We start from the raw sequence: 20,307 nt of genomic DNA, 5'->3' as shown, positions 1-20,307 counted from the left end.
TGGCTTCAGCATACCAGACCGCTGGCGACAGTTACCTTACTGCATGCTTTGGCAAACTACATTTTTCTGATGCATGACGATAAAAAAAGCCCTCACGGGAGGTGAGGGCTTTTCATGTCACCCCACCGCCTTCGCAAAGGCAGCGGGATCAGGGCGATTGATCATCGCCCTGTCATTTCCAGCAATCAGGCTTCGCGCTTGGATTCCGCCAGGTCCACCAGCTCACGCAGTGCAACAGCAAACAGCGGGAAGCTTAGCGGAGCACCACTCTTCATTTCACCGAGCAGTGCACACCAGCGACCCACCAGGTGCTCATGGCTCGTCATCCAGCGATCGACACGCTCATCGATCTCACGCGGTGCATTGTCCTGCTTGAGCACACTGACGGTGAGTGCCAACTGCTGGCGATCGAGGTCATCGCGGAAGCTCTCACGTGCCTGGGCCTGCCAGCTGTCCTGTACGTCCAGACCGCTGATCTTGTCACCGACCCACGGTAGCTCGAGGCGATGGCCGATACCATAGAAGGTTTCTGCCACACGATTGATCTTCTCACCCGTCACCTTGGCAGCCTCGATGATACCGAGACCGGCATACAGGCTTGAGGTCGCCGCGATAGTGCTCGCCAGCGCTTCCGGCACGCCTGCTTCGACATAGCTGTCACGACGAGCTTCCCAGCTCTCGCGGGCTTCGCCCTTGAGGCGTTCGCCAATGCTTTCCGACAACTGTGCCAGACGCGGCGCGAAGTGACCGATGCACTCCTTGACGCTCATGGCGCTGCGCTGACGCAGGAACCAGCGAGTCGAACGACGCATCAGACGCATCAGATCACTCATCATGCGGTACTGCAGTTCTGCCGGCACCTGGTGATCCAGCGCTTCGATCTGCACCCACAGCGCTTCAAGGTTGAAGCTGTCACGCGCCACGATGTAGGCACGTGCAATCTCGGCCTTGCCTGCACCGGTAGTGTCTTCAAGACGACGTACGAAGGCGATACCCATGTGATCGACCAGGTCATTGGCGATCTGGGTCGCGGCAATCTCACGCTTCAAGCGGTGCTGATACATCTCTTGCGGGAAGCGCTCCATCAGGACGCGCGGGAAGGCACGTTCCAGATGTTGCTGCACATAGCTATCGTCCGGCACATCAGAAGCGATCAAGCTGGTCTTGAGATCGCTCTTGGCATAGGACACCAGCACGGACAGTTCCGGCAGCGTTAGCGCTTCATCAGCATTGCCACGCTCGATCAGCGCTTCATCAGAGGGCAGGAACTCGAGTTCACGGTCCAGCGTGCCCGCTGCTTCCAACTCATTGATGAAGCGACGGAAGACGCCCATGCCTTCCTTGGACTGAAGCTCGGAGAGCGACAGTGCCTGGGTCTGGCGATAGTTGTCCTTGATCACCAGCTCGCCGACTTCATCTGTCATCTCGGCCAGCTGCTGATTGCGCTGCTTGTCGGTCAGATCACCGCGGGCGACGATATCGTCCAGCAGGATCTTGATGTTGACCTCGTGATCCGAGCAGTTAACACCACCGGCATTGTCGATGAAGTCAGTGTTGACGCGCACGCCACGCTTGGATGCCGCTTCCATACGGCCACGCTGGGTCAGCCCCAGGTTGCCACCCTCGCCTACCACCTTGCAGCGCAGGTCACGACCATCGATGCGCAGGCCATCATTGGCCTTGTCACCGACATCGGCATGTGTCTCGGCGGAGGACTTGACGTAAGTCCCGATACCGCCGTTCCAGACCAGATCAACCTGCGCCTTGAGCATCGCATTGATCAACTCATTCGGTGTCAGATGGTCTTCGCTGAGTCCAAAGACGGCTTTCATCTGGGCACTGATGGCGATGGTCTTGGCATCGCGTGAGAAGAGACCGCCGCCTTCGCTGATCAGGCTCTTGTCGTAGTCATCCCAGCTGGAACGCGGCAGACGGAACAGGCGCTCACGCTCGGCAAAGCTCTTCGCGATGTCCGGAGTCGGATCGACGAAGATATTGCGGTGGTTGAAGGCGCCGACCAGGCGAATTTTCTCGGACAATAACATGCCGTTACCGAAGACGTCACCAGCCATATCACCGATACCGACCACGCTGAACTCGTCTTCCTGGATGTTGATACCCATCTCACGGAAGTGGCGTTGCACACCGACCCAGGCACCCTTGGCGGTGATGCCCATGCCCTTGTGGTCGTAACCATTCGCGCCGCCAGAAGCAAAGGCGTCGCCCAGCCAGAAGCCATACTCGTTGGAGATGGCATTGGCAATGTCGGAGAAGGTCGCAGTGCCTTTATCGGCAGCGACCACCATGTAGGGGTCGTCTTCGTCGTAACGTACGACGGACGGTGGCGGCATGACGTCACCACCCGACAGGTTGTCGGTGATATCGAGCAGTGCGCGGATGAAGATCTGGTAGCAGGCGATACCCTCTTTCTGGATCACATCACGATCATTGGTTTCTGGCATACGCTTGCAGACGAAACCGCCCTTGGCACCGACCGGCACGATGACTGCGTTCTTGACCTGCTGCGCCTTGACCAGACCCAGCACCTCGGTGCGGAAATCTTCGTGGCGATCAGACCAACGCAGGCCACCACGTGCGACCTTGCCACCGCGCAGGTGCACGCCTTCGACGCGCGGCGAGTAGACGAAGATCTCGAACATCGGGCGCGGCTTCGGCACGTCAGGAATCTTGCGCGTGTCGAGCTTGAAGCTGATGTAGTCCTTGGCCTGACCATCGGCAGCCGGCTGGAAGAAGTTGGTACGCAGCGTAGCCATCATCAGGTCTACGTAGCGACGCAGCAGGCGGTCATCATTCAGGCTGGAGACCTGATCAAGTAGACCATTGATGCGCTCACGACAGGCGCTGACATCGTCTTCAACACCTTGGCCCTGCGGGTCAAAGCGCAGGTTGAAGAGCTGCACTAGCTCGCGGGTGATGTCCGGATGGCTACCCAGCGCATTGGCGATGTAGGCCTGAGACAGACCAAAACGGATCTGCTTCAGGTAGCGCGCGTAGGCACGCAGCATCGCCACTTCACGCCAATCAAGGCCGGAGCCGATGATCAGGCGGTTGAAGGCATCGGATTCCGCGTCGCCAGACCAGATCTTCTTGAAGGCTTCGATGAAACCCTCGCGCACTTCAGAAAGCTCAACTGCGCCCTTGCCGTGATGTTCAAGATCGAAATCATGCACCCAGCAATTGGCATCAGTACGCGCGATCTCGTAAGGACGCTCGCCAATGACGCGCAGGCCCAGATTCTCGAGCACCGGCAACACATCAGACAGCGGAATCGGCTTGTGCTTGTGGAACAGCTTGAGGTTGACGCCAGAATTGTCGTCTTCCACCAGACGGTAGGTACTCAGACCCACTGCATCCCCCTCGTCCAGCGCACGCAGGTGACCCACGTCATAGACGGCGGTGCGCGGCGAGAAATCGTCACGGTAACTGCCCGGGAAGGCGTCACGGTAGCGTGTCATCAGCTCATTGGCCTGCTCTTCACCAAAGCCTTCGACCATCGCTTCATGCAGCTCGTCACGCCAGCTACGTGCCAGCTGAGCAATCTTGTTCTCCAGCGCGCGCATGTCGTATTGACCCGGTTCATCACCCTTGAAGCGCAGGATGAACTGGATACGCGTCAATACTGACTCGGAGAGGTACGGCGTAAAGTCACCGAAGGTGGCATCCAACTCTTCGCAGAGTAGATTCTGGATGCGGACACGCAAATCGGTGGAGTAGACATCGCGTGGCACGAAGACCAGCACGGAGAAGAACTTGCCGAAGCGGTCTTCACGCACGATCAGGCGTACGCGACGACGCTCACGAATGTTGAGGATACTGGTCGCGGTACGCGTCAGTTCATCGGTGGAGATCTGGAAGAGGTCATCGCGCGGATAGACTTCCAGAATCTGCAACAGATGCTTGCCGTTGTGGCCCTTCGGGTTCACACCGGCGGCTTCCATGACAGCCTGCACCTTGCGGCGCAGAATCGGCACGTTGCGCGGGCTCTGGTTGTACACCGTAGAGGTGTAGAGGCCCAGGAAGCGGCGCTCACCGATCACACGGCCTTCAGCGTCGAAGCGTTCGACGGTGATGTAGTCAGGATATGCCGGACGATGCACACGGGCGTGGAAGGCGCTCTTGGCGAACGACAGTAGTTCGGGAATCAGCACGTACTGATCGCTGTTGACGCTCTTCTGGTGACGGGACTGCTCGTGGTAACGCTCCAGATCCAGCTTCAGCACACCCAGCTCTGAGCCCTCGACCTTGCTCAGTACGCGGGTGCCATCTTCCTGTTCGTCGACGGTGTACTCGTCATAGCCCAGGAAGGTGAAGTGGTCGTTACCCATCCACGTCATGAAGTCACAGGCTTCCTGATGGTCAGCCTCGGAGACGGTCGGCGGACGATTGTCGCGCAGCTCCTGCAGCGCCTGGGCACCTTGACCACGCATGGCTTCAAAATCGGCCACGGCGACGCGCACTTCTGCCAGCACTTCGCGCAGGCTGGCTTCGAGATCTTCCAGCGCCGCTTGATCAGTGTGGCGATCCACCTCGATGTAGATCAGTGACTCACGTGTCTCGGGGGCTTTGTCAGCGCGCGGTGATGTGACACGTTCAAGCTTGCCAGCCGCATCACGCACGACAGACAGCACAGCGTTGTGGATGGCGTGAACGGTGATGCCACGGCGATTGAGCTCAATGCGGACCGAATCGACCAAGAACGGCATGTCGGTGTGCAGCACTTCGATAATGGTATGAGTCGACTGCCAACCATGCTTCTCGAAGTCAGGATTGTATGCACGCACCTTGGGAGCATCGTGGCTCTGCAGGAAGTGCCATACGGCCAGAGTGGAACCGTAAAGATCATCCAGCTTGCGCTCGGCCATGTCCTCGAAGGAAGCCGTCGCGTGGTAATCGCGCGCAAAGGCCGCGATTTCCTGCACCTTGTCCTTGGGAAGTCGCTTGTTCAGCTGCTCTTCAAGCTGCGCAAGGAATTCCTGCTTGCCGTCCGTTGCCACGTGTAGCATCGATCACCTCGACTGACCTGATGGAAGTATCAGGAAGAATAGTCATAGAGAATCCGCGTCCGCCTGTTAATCAGGCATCACACTATAGATTCATTCAGTGCAACACAGACTAGCGCAGTCTGTGCCTCTGCTACATGCCTGTTCCATATTGGTCATGCAGCATTACATCTGTGCATCGGGTATTGACTTGCACGCCAGCACATGAAACGAAAGTCTAATGCGGATAAAAAGTACCCACGAAAAAGCCCCGCTACCGATCACCTGTTAGGCAGATGGCAACGAGGCTCCTTGATTTCAAGCACCAAGCTAAGTGGTCGAACTGCTTATTTCTTGACCAGGTAAACGCCACATTCCAGATGATCGGTGTAGGGGAACTGATCAAACAGCGCAAAGCGTTCGATGCGGTGAGTGCGGCACAGCACTTCTAGATTGTTGAACAGCGTCTGCGGATTGCAGGAAATATAGACAATACGCTCGTAGCGAGCGGTCTGTTCGCAGCTGTCATCGTCAAGACCCGCACGCGGCGGGTCTACCAGCACGGTGCGGAAGTCGTGATTCTCGAGGTCCATCTCCGCCACACGACGGCCGTCCTTCTCACCCGCCAGCGCCAACGAGAAATCTTCCGCTGACATGCGCGCTACCTGAGCATTATCGATGCCATTGGCAGCCAGATTGATTTGCGCCGATGCCACCGAGGTGCGCGAGATTTCAGTCGCCAGCACGCGGCGGAAATTCTCGGCTAGCGCGATGGTGAAGTTGCCATTGCCACAATAAAGCTCAACCAGGTCGCCTTGCTCTCGGCCTTCCTCGATCGCCTTGGCTGGATGGGTCACGTCGCGTGCCCAACTGAGCATCGAGCAGCAGATCTCGGCATTGGGCTGAGTGAAGCTGTTCTCGACCTGCTGGTAGACATACTCCTTGCCATCAACTTCAAGGCGCTCGAAAACGTGATCTTGGGTCAACACGATGTGCTGCTTGCGCGAGCGACCGATGATCATGATGCCGAGATCTTTCTCCAGCGCACGCGCTTCGACTTCCCAGTCTTCTTCGAGCTTGCGGTGATAGATCAGTGTGATCAGCGCCTCGCCACTCAGCGTAGTAAGGAAATCACATTGGAATAGACGCTCACGCAGCACCGGGCTTGCCTTGATGCGCTCAAGCAGCAGCGGCATCAGTGCATTGATGCGCTGACTGGCCACCGGAAACTGATCCATGCGGACGACGGTCTTCTGCTTCTCGCCCTCAGAGTCGATCTCGACCTCGAACATTGCATAGAAGAGATCATCGTCTTCGTGCCAGATACGAAATTCGCAGCGCATGCGGTAGTGGCTCGACGGCGACGCAAACACCTCAAGTTCCGGCGTATCAAAGGCCGAAAAACGCGCCTTGATCTGCTCAGCCTTTTCGGCAAGCTGGCTCTCGTACTGACTTGAATCGACGACGGGTATGGCCACACTAACTCCTGCCTGCGGGCATACCGCAGCACTGAAACGATGAATAAAGGTACGCAAGTCAGCGTCATCGAATGACGCACCAGACACGTCCATTTAGAGGTTGGGCGCGCTAGCCTACCACCGGCAGCGCGAAGCTCAAGTGCGAGATGAGAGGAATACAGACAATACGTGCTGATCGTCGCTAGCGGGCCAATCACACTAACGCTATACAGCATTTTCCAATATCAGCGCTCGCGCTGGCGCAAAGCCTTGGCTGGCCAGTGCGATGGACAGTCCCGCTTGCCCCGTATCTGTGGCCAATGCGATACCCGTGGCAGTCTGCTCATGCGTATCAGCTGCCAACACTTTCAGCGCCAACACCTCGGCGACACGCCGCGCAATCGCGGCGCCGGAATCTATCAGTGCCACACGAACCTGGTCTCCTTGCACCCCTTGAGCCCCTTTGGTCAGTGCCGCGGAGATATCTGCACTCAGTAGCGGAAAGTGCGTGCAGCCGAGAATGACCACTTCCAGATCTTCCACTGCGGCTAAATCCGCCAGGCTATCAGTGACCACCTGTGGGCGTGATACCTCCCCCCGCAGGCGTCGTTCTGCCTCCGCGACCAGCGGATCAGCGGCGACGCGAATCACTCGGCAGTCGGATGCAAAATCATGGATCAGCTGCTCGGTATAGCTGCGCCTCACGGTGGCGGAAGTTGCCAGCAGTGCAAATACCGGCGGCGCTCCCTGCTGACGACGTATATCGCTTTGACGAACACGCGCCAGCGCCGCGGCTGGCTTTATCGCCGGCACGGTACCGATCACGGGAATCTTCAGCACTTTACGCAGTGAGGTCAGCGCCAGTGTACTGGCGGTATTGCAGGCGACGACAAGGGCACGTGCGCCACTGGCCTTTACCGCGGCCACGCAGACCTCAGTAATTCGCGTCACCAGCCAGTCGTCCGCCTTGGTGCCGTAAGGCAATGCCGCGTTATCGCAGACATAGGCCAGTGACAGGGCTGGCCAGTGACGACGAATTTCCGCCGCGACCGACAAGCCCCCTACGCCGGAATCAAAGACCAGCACGGGAGCTTCTGGCTGGCCATCCCCCCCCTCGGACAGAGTGACAGCATGAGCAATGTGGGCGGTAGAAAACGCCATGATGTTGAAATCTCGCAGCACGGAGGAAGAAGGCTGACATGAACAGCGAGCTATTTTACCTGCTTGGTGACGATGTAGGTGAAATAGCGATCAATCCCCAGCTCCGAGATCAACCAGCGATCGATCAATCGCTGATAGGCGTCGATGCTCGCCGTCTCAAGTCGCAACAGATAATCCACACCGCCGCCGACCGCGACACACTCGATCACCTCATCCGCCTCGCGCATGGCCTTCTCGAAGCGCTGAAAGCTTGCGGCATCATGGTGCTTGAGATGAATCTCGACCCACACCGGCGTGCGGGGTGCTGCTGCCAGCGGGCCCTCTCCTGCTAACAGCGACTGATTGATGCGCGCCGCATAACCTTCAATGATGCCAGCCTGTTCCAGACGCTTGACGCGCTCCCAACACGGGCTGACCGAGAGATTGATCTCCTCCGCCAACCGCGACTTGGTGATGCGGCCATCCCGTTCGAGAATTGCCAGAATCTTGAGATCAAACGCATCGAGTTTCGGTGCAGGCAGCATGCGGGGGTGACTCGCGCTCATGTGGCATCACGCGCGAGGTTATCCACCACCTCCGCGATCACTGCCAGCGTATCACCCAACGCGACCTGGGCAGGGAAACGACGCGCGACCAGCACACCCTCACGTTCGGCACGATACTCCACCGCCGGTTGCCCAGCTCGGCCCAAGGGATAAACCCGTGCCACGCACTGGCCTGCCACGACTTGCTCACCGAGCGCCACACACAGTTCCAGCAGCCCCTCATGCTCACTCTGCACATAGCAACTGGCGTCCGGCATGTCGATCAGCAGAGGGGATGCCGTCTGGCTCGCCCGCTGACCTTCAAGCTCTTCTTCAAGGTCAGCGCGACTGCGTGTGCGTAGCACACCACTGAAGGTGAGGAAGTTATCGACGCCGCGGTCCGCTATCGCCTGACGCTCCGGTGTGGTCGAACCTCCACCACCCAGTTCCGTCGTGACGAAAATCTTGCCCTGCCGCTCGACGGCGGTGTCGTAGAGCGCCTCGGCATCCAGCTCGAACATCATCATCGCGGAAGGCGCACCGAAAGCCAGCGCGCCAGCGAGACTCTCCGCCTCCTGATGACGACACTGCTCGACGCCCAACGATTCCTCGAGGTAGTCAAGACGATGCGCCGCGGCAAACGGCAGGATATCCAGCGTGCGCCCGCCAGAGTGGAGGTCCAGCGCGAAGTCACACTGCGGCACCAGCACGCGAGTGAAGTAGTCTGCGATCTGCTGCGTGGGGCCGCCGCCCGGGGCGCCGGGGAAGCTACGGTTCAGGTTGCCGCCATCCAGCGGTGAGCAGCGACGACCCGCCTTCGCCGCCAGCGCATTCATGGTCGGCACGATGATCACCCGACCTTGCACTTCCTCCACTGTCAGGCGCGCCGCCAGCTTGTAAAGCGCAGTGATGCCTTCGTATTCATCCCCATGATTGCCGCCGGTCAGCAGCACCGTCGGCCCTTCGCCGTTGGCAATCACGCTGATCGGGGTCATGACGGCGCCCCACGCCGAGTCATCGGTGGAAATCGGCAATTTGAAGAAGCCGTGTCGAACACCATCGGCGTTCAGATCAATGGTCAGACTGATGGGAGATTCACGCATACAGGGCCTCCTTGGCCGGACGGGCTGCTCGCGCTGCAAACGTTACTTCACGAGTGACTTCACAAGCCGCAAGTGCCACTTGATGAACGGACGGCACTATTTTAATCAAAGAACGCCTCGGCACTACTTACTTGACGAACAGCTGGCGCGGCACGTCACACAGCGGCTCGGCACCATTTTCAGTAATCAGGATCGACTCGGTGATCTCAAGCCCCCAGTCATCCATCCACATGCCTGGCATGAAGTGGAAAGTCATGCCTGGCTCCAGCACTGTCTCGTCACTCGGGCGCAGACTCATGGTGCGCTCACCCCAGTCGGGGGGATAACTCAAGCCGATGGGATAACCACAGCGCGCGCCACCACGGTCGAAACCGTACTTGTCCATCGCAGCACCCAGTGCCAATGCGATATCACAGCATCGATTGCCAGGTTTGGCGATGGCCAGGCCGCTCTCGATGCCTTCCAGCAACGCAGACTCACCACGCACGAAATCGCGTGGCGGGCGGCCGAGGAATACCGTGCGCGACAGGGGGGCGTGATAGCGTTTATAGCAGCCGGCAATCTCGAAGAAGGTGCCTTCTCCCTCACGAAAGGGAGTGTCGTCCCAGGTCAGATGCGGTGCTGCCGCGTCACTGCCAGTGGGCAGCAGCGGCACGATGGCAGGATAATCACCGCCGAGAATTTCGCCCTGCGGCCCGATCACCCCTTCGACGCCGACGCGATAGATCTCCGCCACCAGCGCACTCTTGGGCAGACCCGGCTCGATCAGCTCAAGGATGCGTGAGTGCATGCGCTCGACGATGCGTCCGGCCACGCGCATGTAGGCGATTTCCTGCTCGGACTTGATCGCGCGACACCAATTGACCAGTGAATTGGCATCCACCAACCGTGCGTGCGGTAACTCCTTGACCAGGGCCAAGTGCGCTCGCGCCGAGTAGTAGTAGTTGTCGAGCTCAACGCCGATCACACCATCGTGCCAGCCACGCTGGGGCAGAATGGACTGGGCCAGAAACTCCATCGGGTGCATGTCCGGATTCTGCACGTAGTAATCCGGATACCACTGAATGTTGTCTTCCGCCATCCAGCAAGTGCGTAGTGCGCCATTGCCATCCTGACGACGTCCGTACCACACCGGCTCACCGCTGAGCCCCAGCAGCACACATTGGTGAACATAGAAGGACCAACCGTCATAGCCAGTCAGCCACGCCATGTTGGAGGGATCAGAAATTACCATCACATCGAGCCCAGCACGCGCCATGGCCTCGCGTACCCGCTGAATGCGAGAACGGTACTCACCAATGGTGAAAGCCTGGCGTCCGGCTGACAGCGCACGTGGCGTCCAACCGTCAGGATCACCCTGTGCCTCGTTGGCCGGCAGAGTATTGAGTCCGGCGAAAGGAGGCTGGATAACGTGCGAATGGGACGGGAATTGGCTCATGCAGCGCTCCTGTTCAATCAGGCCTAGAGGCAAGCAGCACGTCGGGGCGGAGCAATACGCACTGCGCAGACAATCAGCACAGGCAGCGTATATGCGTACATACGAATTCCCCTCTTGATTCGAGTCTGTCACTCTGCTGTCAGCGGGTCAAAGACTGCTCTGGCACTGTCACCTTTCGCCGAAGCCCTTGCAAGGCCTGCGCCTGCTCACGGTCGCTTTTGGACATCAACGACGCCCCAAAGTCCAGTCACCTACACGGGAGAACAACATGCGAATACTGGTTCATCATGAGCGCGCCGAGCGCTGGTGCGATGCGCTGCGTCAACGTCTGGGCGGCACAGCTCTGGACAAGGAAAGCATCGAGATCGTAGCCGATGACGGCGAACAGCTGGGCGACATACTGGTGGTATGGACGCCACCCGCAACTCTGTTTGAGCGCCACCGCGATCACGACGTGAAAGCCATCCTCAATCTGGGCGCTGGTGTCGATGGCCTGCTCAGCAATCCGGCGCTGCCCAAGGATGTCCCGATCCTGAAGCTGAGTGATGCCGGCATGGCTGATTACATGATTGATTACGTACGTTACGGCTTATTGCACTTCCGCCGCGACTTCGATCGTTATGCCGTGCAACAAGACAGTCACGACTGGGCGCCACATCGCGTAGTACGCCCCAGCCAGTATCCCGTCGCGATATTGGGGTTGGGCGCGATCGGTGCACAGATCGCTCAAAGCCTGGCGGAAGACGGTTATCCGGTGCATGGTTTCAGCCGCAGCGCCCGTCAGCTTGAGGGCATCACCTGTCATCATGAGCAAGGCGAAGATGGCCGTACGTTGCATGACGTGCTTGGCGACAGCACGCTCGGCCTCAAGGCGGTGATCAACCTGCTACCCAACACCCCAGCGACACGCGATGTATTGAATGCAGCGGTGTTCGCGGCGCTACCTGATGATGCCGTGTTGATCAATCCGGGACGTGGCAGCAGCGTGGTGGAGACGGATCTGGTGGCAGCGCTTGAGGCCAACCAGCTACGTGGCGCGTTACTCGATGTTTTCCAACATGAGCCGCTAGCGCCACAAAGCCCACTTTGGAGCCATCCGCGCGTCATCATCACGCCACATTCGGCAGCGCCTACACCAATTTCCGAAGCTGCTGATCAGCTGGCGGAGAACATTCGGCGAGTGCAACGTGGCGAGACGCTCACTGGTATCAGCCGCGAGAATGGCTACTGAGCGATCCGGACGGCATGACTCGAGTGACATAACCCCGTCAGTGCGAACGCGACCCCATCAACGCGACAATCATATCGGGAGCGCCGTCGTCGACTTGATGCGTTCCATCGCGAAACGCGCCGACACATCGCTCAGGCCTTCGATGGAATTCACCAACCGCTTGTAAACATGGTCGTAGGCATTCATGTCTGCGACCTGCACCTTGAGCAGGTAGTCGTAATCGCCTGCCATGCGATAGAACTCGGTGACCTCTTCAAAGCTCTCGATGATGGCCACAAAGCGCTCGAACCAATCGCGAGAATGGTCGCAAGTCTTGAGCTGTACGAAAGCCGTCAATCCTAGCCCGACGCGTTCAGCATCGAGCAACGCTACCCGCGCGGTAATCACGCCACACTCCTCCAGCCGCTTGAGACGCTTCCAGCACGGCGAAGTCGTCAGGTGCACCGCCTCCGCCAGCGCCGCCAAGGACAGACTGGCATCACGCTGTAGCAATCTCAGCAGGGCACGATCGGTAGCGTCGAGCATAATTTTCTCCACATTCCGCTCCTTGCAATAATCTCTTGCTTTGAAACATGGCCTTAAGCATCCCAACTGGCAAGTTTTGCTTTGGCACTCGCCGTACCATTGAGACTCTCCCCAGCAACGGAAAGCGCTCAGATGACGTCAATTGATGCCCCCTCCCCTAGTGTCACGCCGTCATCGCACGCTCAATCAGCCGATTACGCTGCACAGACATCACTACGCGTCTGGCAACAGTGCAGCCTGATGACATTGGCCGCCCTCAAGGCAGCCACGCCGCGGACACCGCTGAGAGTGCTCGCTTTGCCGGGCTTCGCCGAGGCTCACGTATTGATCAAGGACGAGCGCGCCCATGCCAGTGGCTCACTCAAGCATCGGCTGGCCATGTCTCTGTTCGAGCAAGCATTGGTCGAGGGCTGGCTGAAACCGGGACGGCCAGTCATAGAGGCTTCGTCAGGTTCCACAGCGGTATCTGAGGCCTGGTTGGCGCGCCAGCTGGGGCTTGAGTTCATCGCTGTGATACCCACAACTACCGCTCCCGACAAGCTGGCAGCGATTCGTGCCGAAGGTGGGAAGGTCGTGAAAGTCGATGACGCCGCACTGCTATGTCAGCACGCTCAGCGACTGGCCGATGTCAGCGGTGGCCACTTCATTGATCAATTCCGTCATGCCGCCACCGCCAGCGACTGGCGCAGCACCACAAGCCTACCCGGAGAATGCTTGAGCCAACTTGCATCACACGGATTACCACCGCTGGAGGCAGTATTTCTGGGCGCTGGCACCGGCGGCAGTGCTGCCACCTTCGCGCGTCATCTACGCCTCAAGGGGGAGCGCGCCAAGGTAATCGGTGTCGATCCGGAACACTCCGTCTATACCGCTTGCTGGCAGCACTTTCAGACTCATGGCGTGCGTCATACCGCGCTGACACCGCCGTGTGCCAGCAATCCCATTGAGGGCATCGGGCGGCCCTGCGTACTGGAAGCTTTCCGCCCAGAGGACTTCGATGACTATCTCTCTATCGAAGACAGCCGCAGTCAGGCGGCAGCACTGTGGCTAGCGGAGCATGCAGAACGTACCGAACAGGAGGAGTTGGCGGCCGGGCCCTCCACCGGCACCGCGTTCGCCGGATTGCTACAGACACTGGAAGCGCGTCGCATGCGCGGTGAGTCTCTTCGCGGTAGCTGGTTGATACTGGCCTGCGACTCGGCCAGTCGTTACGCCTCTACTTTCGGTAATCAGGCATGGCATGAACAACATCAAGTACGCCTCGCGCCGCATCGTCAGTGGCTGAAGTCGTTGACTGCTCGCTCCTGAACCTTGCCTTGAAACGACAACACCCCGCCGATAGGCAGGGTGTTGTGCAATGACCGCTATATCATGCCGCTACTACATCATGCAGCCACTACGCGAGTGGCATGCAATGCATCAGACCAGCAGGGCATTGAATTGACGCAGCCATTCAGGATGCGCCGGCCAGGCAGGTGCCGTGACCAGCTTGCCAGAAGTGATTGCGTCGGTGACCTCGAGCGAGACAAACTCGCCGCCAGCCAGCGTGACTTCTGGCGCGCAAGCCGGATAGGCGCTGACACGATGGCCAGCCAGCGACATCGCCGCTGCCAATAGCTGTGGCCCATGACAGACCGCCGCTATCGGCTTGTCAGCGTCGACGAAATGACGCACCAACGTCAGTACACGTTCATCCAGCCGCAGGTACTCTGGCGCACGTCCACCAGGAATCAATAGCGCATCATAGCTTGCGGCATCGATGTCAACGAAGCTGGCATTGAGCGCGAAGTTGTGACCCGGTTTTTCGGTATAGGTCTGATCGCCCTCAAAGTCGTGAATCGCCGTCTTGACGATATCGCCTTCGCGCTTGTCCGGGCACACCACATCTACACGGTGCCCCATCGCCTGCAGTGCCTGAAAAGGCACCATCAGTTCATAATCCTCTACAAAATCTCCGGCAATAATGACAATGCTGGCCATGATGATCTCCTGATTAATCAAATGAGGGAGTAGAGCACTACGCGGCGCTTGAAGAAGGTGCGCGGCTCCTGGGAAACAAGTGCAGGTCACGAACAGGGCTTCTACAGGTTACCTACCCATTTCGCATGAGCAAGCGCTGAAATACCGTCTTGGCGCAAATAGGCAGTCTCAAGGGAACCTTGCAGGGCTTTATGCTTCCAAATCATCACCCCTTTCTATCACGACACCCCATTCATCCTGCCGGTCACGGATTTGACCACCGGTCACAGGAGTTACCATGCTTGCGAACCCTCCTGTCTTGCCTTGTCAGCCTCGACTGCGCCGCGCCGTCAGTTTCAAACTTCCAGGTCTTACAAACCTCAGCGTCAAAGGCCTTGGCAGAGCTTGGCTAGCCGCACTGATGTTGATGACGGGCGTTGTCCACGCCGACGACAGCACTCTCGCGTCGTCACTCATGCCTCCCGTCCCCTTTACCGCGCAATACACTCTGGCGCTGGATGGCTGGCCTGATGTGCCGATCACCCAGCGTGTCAGCCAGAGTGGTGAACTGTTCATTGCCAGCATGGAGGCCTCCATCAAGGTCGCCAGCGGTTACGAACAGGGCCGCTTCACGCTCAACGATGACACGATTGTGCCGGCAGGTTATCGCTCAGGCTATCGCCTGGCCGGCATCGGCAAGGACTACACGCGTGAAGCACCGAACGCGCAGGAAATGGTGCCACCAGATCGCCAGACCCTGCTTGTTGCCCTGGGCCAGCAGGCGGATGCGCAGTGGGCGCAAGGCCAGTGCACGCAAGCCGTGCCCTGCTCCATCGACTACCTGGACCACAAGGGCCGCACGCGCACTCTGGTCTACGAAGTTCAAGCCGAAGAATCGCTGCAGGCCGCCGATCAGACCTTCCGCACCTTGCGACTCGATGCCTGGCGTGAACATCGTGATCAAAAACACTATCGGATATGGCTGGCTCCTCGCTGGCCGGGGCTGATGGTGGCGCTGGATTACCTTGACTACGAAGACAGCCCTGCCGATGAGGAGCCGGAGGTATCCGCTCACCTGGTGCTCAATCAACTGAGTAGCTCACGTCGCTAGCACCGCCATAAGTATCGCTAATCCGTCATCACCAGAACTGTCTCCCTAACATGGCGCCGGGGATACCCTCTATCTCCGGCAATCGCTACAGTAGGCCCTCCTGCGGCCAATACCGCTTATCGATGTCTTGCGGCCCACCGGGCCAGTCTTACCAAGGAAGGGTCATGCTTTCGGGTCTTGTCTTTATTTTGCTGCCACTGATTCTCGGCTATCTGGTTCATGTCGAGCAGCCTGCCCGGTTGGCGATGATCAATCACACCGTCAACGCCTCGATCTACGTCATCTTGTTCCTGATGGGCATGGGGCTGGCAGCGCTGGAGCATCTCGGTGCTGGTATGGCCGCCATGAGCCGTCAGGCGCTAATTCTGTTTGCCATCATCACGCCGCTGAATCTGCTAGCGCTGTGGTGGCTGTCAAAATACAGCTCACTACGCGCAGACCCTTCTCGTGTGGTCGAAGGCGCACCGATGACGCGCTGGCAGGCACTGTCCGGCTCACTGACACTCGCTGCGGTCGTGGCGCTTGGGGTAGGCGGTGGTGTGCTGCTGAACATGATGGACATACAACTCGACACCGACACTCTCGCCGAGTGGGCGCTTTACGTGCTGCTGGCGCTGATCGGTTGTCAGCTGAGAAGCTCGGGCATGAGCCTGCGTCAGATTCTACTCAATCGTCATGGCCTGTTCATCGCGCTGACGGTGATGGCCAGCTCGCTGCTGGGGGGCGTACTGGCGGCGCCACTGCTTGAACTCGACTGGAATCAGGGCATGGCCATGTCTGCCGGCTTTGGTTGGTATTCGCTGTCAGGGATTCTCGTCGGCGACCAGCTCGGCCCGATTCTGGGCGGTGCAGCCTTCTTCAATGACCTTGGCCGCGAGCTGCTGGCCTTCTTACTGATTCCACTGACCATTCACCGCTTCACGCCGCTGGCCATTGGTTTCGGCGGCGCGACCTCCATGGACTTCACCCTGCCGGTGATCCAGCAAACCGGTGGCGTGGCGTGCGTGCCGGTCGCCGTGGTTTCGGGCTTCCTGCTCTCGCTGGCCTCCCCCCCCATGATCATATTCCTGCTTTCCTTAAGCGGCACCTAACCGGCGCGCAGTGAAAGTGCCGGCGGCTTGCGATGAGTCGTCGGCTTGCTCATGAGCATCATTACCGGTAACACTCATGCCATCTTTCCCAGCCGCACGAGCGACCATGCCGCCTCTGCCCAGTAAATCACCACGCCTCAAACGCGTGACACTCGCCGACATTGCCGCCCGTCTGGGCGTGACCAAGGTTACGGTGTCGCGCGCACTCAATCAGCCCGAGAAGGTCTCCGACGTCATGCGCGAGCGGGTGCGCGAGTGCGCCCATGAATTGGGTTACATGCCCAATCGACAGGCAGGCAGCCTCGCCAGCGGCCGCTCGCAGCTGATCGCGCTACTGATCCCTTCGCTATCGAATGCGGTGTTCTCGGAGCTGCATCGCGGCCTGGAAGCTCCGTTAGCTGCCCGAGGCTATCAGCTACTGATTGGCCACACCGGCTATTCAATGGAAGAGGAGGAGCGCCTGATCGAGACCTGGCTATCGTTCGGCGTGGATGGGCTGGTGCTCTGCGGCAGCCGTCATAGCAAGCGCGCCATTGAAATGATTGCCCGCTCAGGCTGTGCAGTAGTGGAATGTATGGAAAAGCGTGAGGCACCGCTCGACATGGCAGTAGGACTGGACCAGCACGCCGCCGGCCGCGCCATGACAGAGGCCATGATCACGCGTGGACATCAGCGTATTGGCTTGATGGCAGCACGTATGGACCAGCGCGTTGAGCAACGCCTTGGCGGCTGGCAATCAGCGCTTGAGGCAGCCGGTCTCACTCAGGATTACCTGATGACGACGACAGCGCCGTCGAGCGTCCAGCTAGGCAGCGAGCTACTGGCCGAGATGCTCCAACGCTGGCCAGAACTGGACGCCATCTTCTGCTGCAACGATGACCTGGCGGCCGGTGCTCTGTTCGAATGCCAGCGCCGTCATATCGCCGTACCTGCAGATATTGCGCTGGCGGGCTTCAATGGACTGGAAATGACGCGTAGCACCTGCCCACCGCTGGCAAGCGTGGTGACACCGCGGCGAGACATCGGTGCCCGCGCTGCCGCGCTCATGCTGGCGCGCCTTGAGGGCGATGCTGACGCCACGCCCAGCGGACACTGGGAAGACTTGGGATTCAGCCTGCAGACCGGCGGAAGCCTCTAGCCTCCCGTTGCATATAGCGCAAAGTGCAACGTACGAAGTGCAGCTTACGCATCCACCACCGTGTGAGACTGAGCCCGGATACGCGCGTCGAGCTGCACGACCAGTTCATCTGGGCTAGCACTGATATCCACCTGATAGAGACGCTCCTCCTCACCATTCGGTGCCTCGAGGGTCGCCAACTGGCTATCCAGCATCGAGGCACCACGGAAGAAGTGGTCCTGACGCGCTTCCAGGCGTTCAAGCAACAGCTCCCGCGAGCCATCAAGAAACACAAAGCCCAGCGCATCATCCCCACCACGCAACTGGTCGCGATAGCGACGCTTGAGCGATGAGCAAGCCAGTACCAGGCTGCGCTTCTCGCATCGGGCATCCTCGATCAGTTCGGCCAGCCGCGCCAGCCAGCCATGACGATCATCGTCATCCAATGGGATACCTCGCGCCATCTTGGCCACATTTTCCTCGCCGTGATAATCATCGCCATCGATGAATTCCGCCTCCAGTTGTGCCGCCAGCTGCTGGCCGATATGCGACTTCCCACAGCCGGAGACGCCCATCACGATCAATCGCACACCCTCTGCGGGCAAACGATCACGCTCAGACATCGATGAGAGGGATGATGATGGGTCTACTTGCGGCTGCATGTAACGAGCTCTCCCTGAGAGGGTTCCATGCCCTTCGATGAGGGCAATACCATGGGTCATACGTGAGAATAACGCAGATCGAGAATCATCCATGCCGTTTGCTTACAGCGACATGCACCTTTCGGATCATTGCGCAGGCGCTTATGTTACCGGTAACTTTCATCCTGCACGATGAAACACGCCTTCCACAATACGCCTTTGGGCAGTGACCACTTCCCGGGTCATTGCCAGCCGCAAGAGTTCGCCATCATGTCCCCAGATAGCACCCTCGTCCTGGCCGCCCTCGGCGGCATTCTACTGCTGCTGTATCTCGTCATGCGCTTGCGCCTGCACGCCTTTGTGGCACTGCTGGTCGTCAGTCTTGGCGTCGGCCTTGCTACCGGCATGCAGCCGGAAGCCATCATTGATTCCGTGACCAACGGCATGGGCAATACTCTCGGCTTTGTTGCCACCGTGGTCGGCCTTGGCGCCATGTTCGGCAAGATGCTGGAAGTCTCAGGCGGCGTCGACCGCATGGCCAACACCCTGCTGGGCCGCTTCGGCACTTCGCGCTCGCAGTGGGCGCTGGCGCTGACCGGCTTTCTGGTCGCAATCCCCGTCTTCCTCGATGTCGCTTTCATCATTCTTGTGCCACTGGTCTATGCACTGGCGCGTCGCAGTGGGCGCTCGTTGCTCTATTACGGTATCCCGCTGTTGGCTGGCCTGGCCGTCACTCACTCTTTCATCCCGCCGACACCGGGGCCGATCGCGGTCGCCAAGCTGATCGGCGCTGATCTCGGCTACGTCATCCTGTTCGGCGCCCTGTGCGGCCTGCCCGCAATGATCGTGGCCGGCCCGATCTTCGGCCGCTTCATCGCGGCGCGTATCGATGCCAAGATCCCCGAATACATGGAGAACACCGGCAGCGCGATGAGCGATGAAGACATCGAGACCCGCGCGCCTGGCTTCGGACTGATTCTCTCCATCGTGCTGCTACCGCTGGCATTGATCGTACTCAATACCGTGTCGGGCGCCATCTTCGGTGAAGACAGCCCACTGGTCGGCTGGCTGGGCTTTCTCGGCCATCCCTTCGTGGCACTGAGCCTGGCGACCTTGATGGCCTTTACTCTGCTCGGCACCCGTCGCGGCATGACACGTGAACAGGTAATGGAAGTCGCCACCAAGGCGCTCGAGCCGGCCGGCATCATCATCCTCGTCACCGGTGCCGGTGGTGTCTTCAAGCAGATGCTGATCGACTCTGGCGTCGGTGATGTACTCGGCAACCTGATGGCCGACAGCAACCTGCCACCTATCCTGTTGGCCTTCCTGATCGCCACTGCCGTCCGTGTGATCCAGGGCTCTGCGACCGTGGCAATGATTACTGCTGCAGGCTTGATGGCACCGGTGATCAGTACGCTGGGTCTGTCCGGCCCTGTATTGGGCCTGGTGGTGATCGCGATCGCCAGCGGCGCGACAGTCCTTAGCCACGTCAATGACTCCGGCTTCTGGCTGGTCAGTCGTTACTTCGGACTGACTGAAAAGGAAACATTGAAGAGCTGGACAGTGATGGAAACCCTGATCGGGGTGATCGGCGTCTCGATGGCACTACTGATCGGGCTATTCGTATAAATTTCTAGCACCTTCAGCAGTCTTCAGGCACTCCCATCGGGTATCCAAAGATCGCCTGGGCTCAACTAAAGTCCGCCTGAACTCTTCCCAAAAGACTGTCACCTTGCGTGGCAGTCTTTTGGTTTCAATCAACGACAATCCCTCGCTTCCTCCCTTCCTTTGCTTCCTCTTTTCTGCCTTCATGAAAGGCATGCTTTCATATGTTGCACGCTATTTCCCTGATTAAAACGACAAGATAATGGCATCATGGCACCCTTCATTATTCCGCCTGTTTCCTTTCGCATGATCGCCTGCCTCTGTGCGCTCGATAAGTGCGCATA

15 protein-coding genes are annotated in these 20,307 nt (G+C 59.0%); 6 read left to right on the top strand and 9 right to left on the bottom strand.

Going from position 1 to position 20,307, the window contains the following annotated elements; all coding sequences use genetic code 11:
- Positions 1 to 185 precede the first annotated feature (185 nt).
- The 6 genes from CFN46_RS03805 to doeA all read right to left on the bottom strand — a co-directional run bounded on the left by CFN46_RS03805 (position 186) and on the right by doeA (position 10,683).
- Positions 186 to 5,024, bottom strand: coding sequence for an NAD-glutamate dehydrogenase (locus tag CFN46_RS03805; protein ID WP_088742758.1), 4,839 nt, complete (start codon positions 5,022 to 5,024; stop codon positions 186 to 188).
- A gap of 323 nt (positions 5,025 to 5,347) precedes the next feature.
- Positions 5,348 to 6,478: a tRNA (uridine(54)-C5)-methyltransferase TrmA gene (trmA, locus tag CFN46_RS03800; protein ID WP_088742757.1), complete on the bottom strand. Its 1,131-nt coding sequence runs from the start codon at positions 6,476 to 6,478 to the stop codon at positions 5,348 to 5,350.
- 204 nt (positions 6,479 to 6,682) lie between these two features.
- Positions 6,683 to 7,618 (bottom strand): glutamate racemase, encoded by a 936-nt coding sequence (gene murI / locus CFN46_RS03795; protein ID WP_088742756.1) that lies wholly within the window; start codon positions 7,616 to 7,618, stop codon positions 6,683 to 6,685.
- Between the two features lie 50 nt (positions 7,619 to 7,668).
- Positions 7,669 to 8,163, bottom strand: a complete 495-nt coding sequence (locus CFN46_RS03790) for an Lrp/AsnC family transcriptional regulator (RefSeq protein WP_248623741.1) — start codon at positions 8,161 to 8,163, stop codon at positions 7,669 to 7,671.
- A complete protein-coding gene (gene doeB / locus CFN46_RS03785) occupies positions 8,160 to 9,245 on the bottom strand; it encodes a N(2)-acetyl-L-2,4-diaminobutanoate deacetylase DoeB (RefSeq protein ID WP_088742755.1) in 1,086 nt (361 codons plus the stop codon). The genes CFN46_RS03790 and doeB overlap by 4 nt, the downstream gene beginning before the upstream one ends.
- A gap of 127 nt (positions 9,246 to 9,372) precedes the next feature.
- Positions 9,373 to 10,683 carry an ectoine hydrolase DoeA gene (gene doeA, locus CFN46_RS03780; protein ID WP_024953129.1) on the bottom strand — a complete coding sequence of 437 codons (1,311 nt, stop codon included), beginning with the start codon at positions 10,681 to 10,683 and terminating at the stop codon, positions 9,373 to 9,375.
- A 268-nt stretch (positions 10,684 to 10,951) separates the two neighbouring features.
- Here doeA and CFN46_RS03775 point away from each other — a divergent pair, with 268 nt between their 5' ends.
- Positions 10,952 to 11,914, top strand: coding sequence for a glyoxylate/hydroxypyruvate reductase A (locus CFN46_RS03775; RefSeq protein WP_024953128.1), 963 nt, complete (start codon positions 10,952 to 10,954; stop codon positions 11,912 to 11,914).
- A gap of 69 nt (positions 11,915 to 11,983) precedes the next feature.
- Here the strand turns inward: CFN46_RS03775 and CFN46_RS03770 are convergent, their stop codons facing one another.
- Positions 11,984 to 12,451 carry an Lrp/AsnC family transcriptional regulator gene (locus CFN46_RS03770; RefSeq protein ID WP_369597139.1) on the bottom strand — a complete coding sequence of 156 codons (468 nt, stop codon included), beginning with the start codon at positions 12,449 to 12,451 and terminating at the stop codon, positions 11,984 to 11,986.
- 120 nt (positions 12,452 to 12,571) lie between these two features.
- Here CFN46_RS03770 and CFN46_RS03765 point away from each other — a divergent pair, with 120 nt between their 5' ends.
- Positions 12,572 to 13,747, top strand: a complete 1,176-nt coding sequence (locus tag CFN46_RS03765) for a PLP-dependent cysteine synthase family protein (protein WP_024953126.1) — start codon at positions 12,572 to 12,574, stop codon at positions 13,745 to 13,747.
- Between the two features lie 111 nt (positions 13,748 to 13,858).
- On the opposite strand, the gene CFN46_RS03760 is transcribed toward CFN46_RS03765, so the two are convergent.
- Positions 13,859 to 14,419 (bottom strand): DJ-1/PfpI family protein, encoded by a 561-nt coding sequence (locus tag CFN46_RS03760; RefSeq protein WP_024953125.1) that lies wholly within the window; start codon positions 14,417 to 14,419, stop codon positions 13,859 to 13,861.
- Positions 14,420 to 14,696: 277 nt separating this feature from the next.
- On the opposite strand from CFN46_RS03760, the gene CFN46_RS03755 reads away from it, so the two are divergent.
- The 3 genes from CFN46_RS03755 to CFN46_RS03745 all read left to right on the top strand — a co-directional run bounded on the left by CFN46_RS03755 (position 14,697) and on the right by CFN46_RS03745 (position 17,738).
- A complete protein-coding gene (locus CFN46_RS03755) occupies positions 14,697 to 15,509 on the top strand; it encodes a hypothetical protein (protein WP_088742753.1) in 813 nt (270 codons plus the stop codon).
- A gap of 164 nt (positions 15,510 to 15,673) precedes the next feature.
- On the top strand, positions 15,674 to 16,600 hold the full coding sequence (locus tag CFN46_RS03750) for a lysine exporter LysO family protein (RefSeq protein ID WP_024953123.1): 927 nt from the start codon (positions 15,674 to 15,676) through the stop codon (positions 16,598 to 16,600).
- Positions 16,601 to 16,706: 106 nt separating this feature from the next.
- Positions 16,707 to 17,738, top strand: a complete 1,032-nt coding sequence (locus tag CFN46_RS03745) for a LacI family DNA-binding transcriptional regulator (protein ID WP_176426406.1) — start codon at positions 16,707 to 16,709, stop codon at positions 17,736 to 17,738.
- 44 nt (positions 17,739 to 17,782) lie between these two features.
- Here the strand turns inward: CFN46_RS03745 and CFN46_RS03740 are convergent, their stop codons facing one another.
- Positions 17,783 to 18,379, bottom strand: coding sequence for a gluconokinase (locus tag CFN46_RS03740; protein ID WP_339378978.1), 597 nt, complete (start codon positions 18,377 to 18,379; stop codon positions 17,783 to 17,785).
- A 249-nt stretch (positions 18,380 to 18,628) separates the two neighbouring features.
- Between CFN46_RS03740 and CFN46_RS03735 the strand changes: the two genes are divergently transcribed.
- Positions 18,629 to 19,987 carry a GntP family permease gene (locus CFN46_RS03735; protein WP_088742751.1) on the top strand — a complete coding sequence of 453 codons (1,359 nt, stop codon included), beginning with the start codon at positions 18,629 to 18,631 and terminating at the stop codon, positions 19,985 to 19,987.
- Positions 19,988 to 20,307 lie beyond the last annotated feature (320 nt).

The organism is Cobetia sp. QF-1, from assembly GCF_002213105.1.
Taxonomy (GTDB): Bacteria; Pseudomonadota; Gammaproteobacteria; order Pseudomonadales; family Halomonadaceae; genus Cobetia; species Cobetia crustatorum.
This window is presented reverse-complemented; position numbering and strand designations above follow the sequence as displayed.

Bases quoted from the DNA above. Each gene is read 5' to 3' on its own strand.
- CFN46_RS03760 (WP_024953125.1), bottom strand. From the start codon at position 14,419: ATGGCCAGCATTGTCATTATTGCCGGAGATTTTGTAGAGGATTATGAA.
- CFN46_RS03750 (WP_024953123.1), top strand. From the start codon at position 15,674: ATGCTTTCGGGTCTTGTCTTTATTTTGCTGCCACTGATTCTCGGCTAT.
- doeA (WP_024953129.1), bottom strand. From the start codon at position 10,683: ATGAGCCAATTCCCGTCCCATTCGCACGTTATCCAGCCTCCTTTCGCC.
- murI (WP_088742756.1), bottom strand. From the start codon at position 7,618: ATGGCGTTTTCTACCGCCCACATTGCTCATGCTGTCACTCTGTCCGAG.
- CFN46_RS03775 (WP_024953128.1), top strand. From the start codon at position 10,952: ATGCGAATACTGGTTCATCATGAGCGCGCCGAGCGCTGGTGCGATGCG.
- CFN46_RS03735 (WP_088742751.1), top strand. From the start codon at position 18,629: ATGTCCCCAGATAGCACCCTCGTCCTGGCCGCCCTCGGCGGCATTCTA.
- CFN46_RS03755 (WP_088742753.1), top strand. From the start codon at position 14,697: ATGCTTGCGAACCCTCCTGTCTTGCCTTGTCAGCCTCGACTGCGCCGC.
- CFN46_RS03805 (WP_088742758.1), bottom strand. From the start codon at position 5,024: ATGCTACACGTGGCAACGGACGGCAAGCAGGAATTCCTTGCGCAGCTT.
- CFN46_RS03745 (WP_176426406.1), top strand. From the start codon at position 16,707: ATGCCGCCTCTGCCCAGTAAATCACCACGCCTCAAACGCGTGACACTC.
- CFN46_RS03740 (WP_339378978.1), bottom strand. From the start codon at position 18,379: ATGCAGCCGCAAGTAGACCCATCATCATCCCTCTCATCGATGTCTGAG.
- CFN46_RS03790 (WP_248623741.1), bottom strand. From the start codon at position 8,163: ATGAGCGCGAGTCACCCCCGCATGCTGCCTGCACCGAAACTCGATGCG.
- CFN46_RS03765 (WP_024953126.1), top strand. From the start codon at position 12,572: ATGACGTCAATTGATGCCCCCTCCCCTAGTGTCACGCCGTCATCGCAC.
- doeB (WP_088742755.1), bottom strand. From the start codon at position 9,245: ATGCGTGAATCTCCCATCAGTCTGACCATTGATCTGAACGCCGATGGT.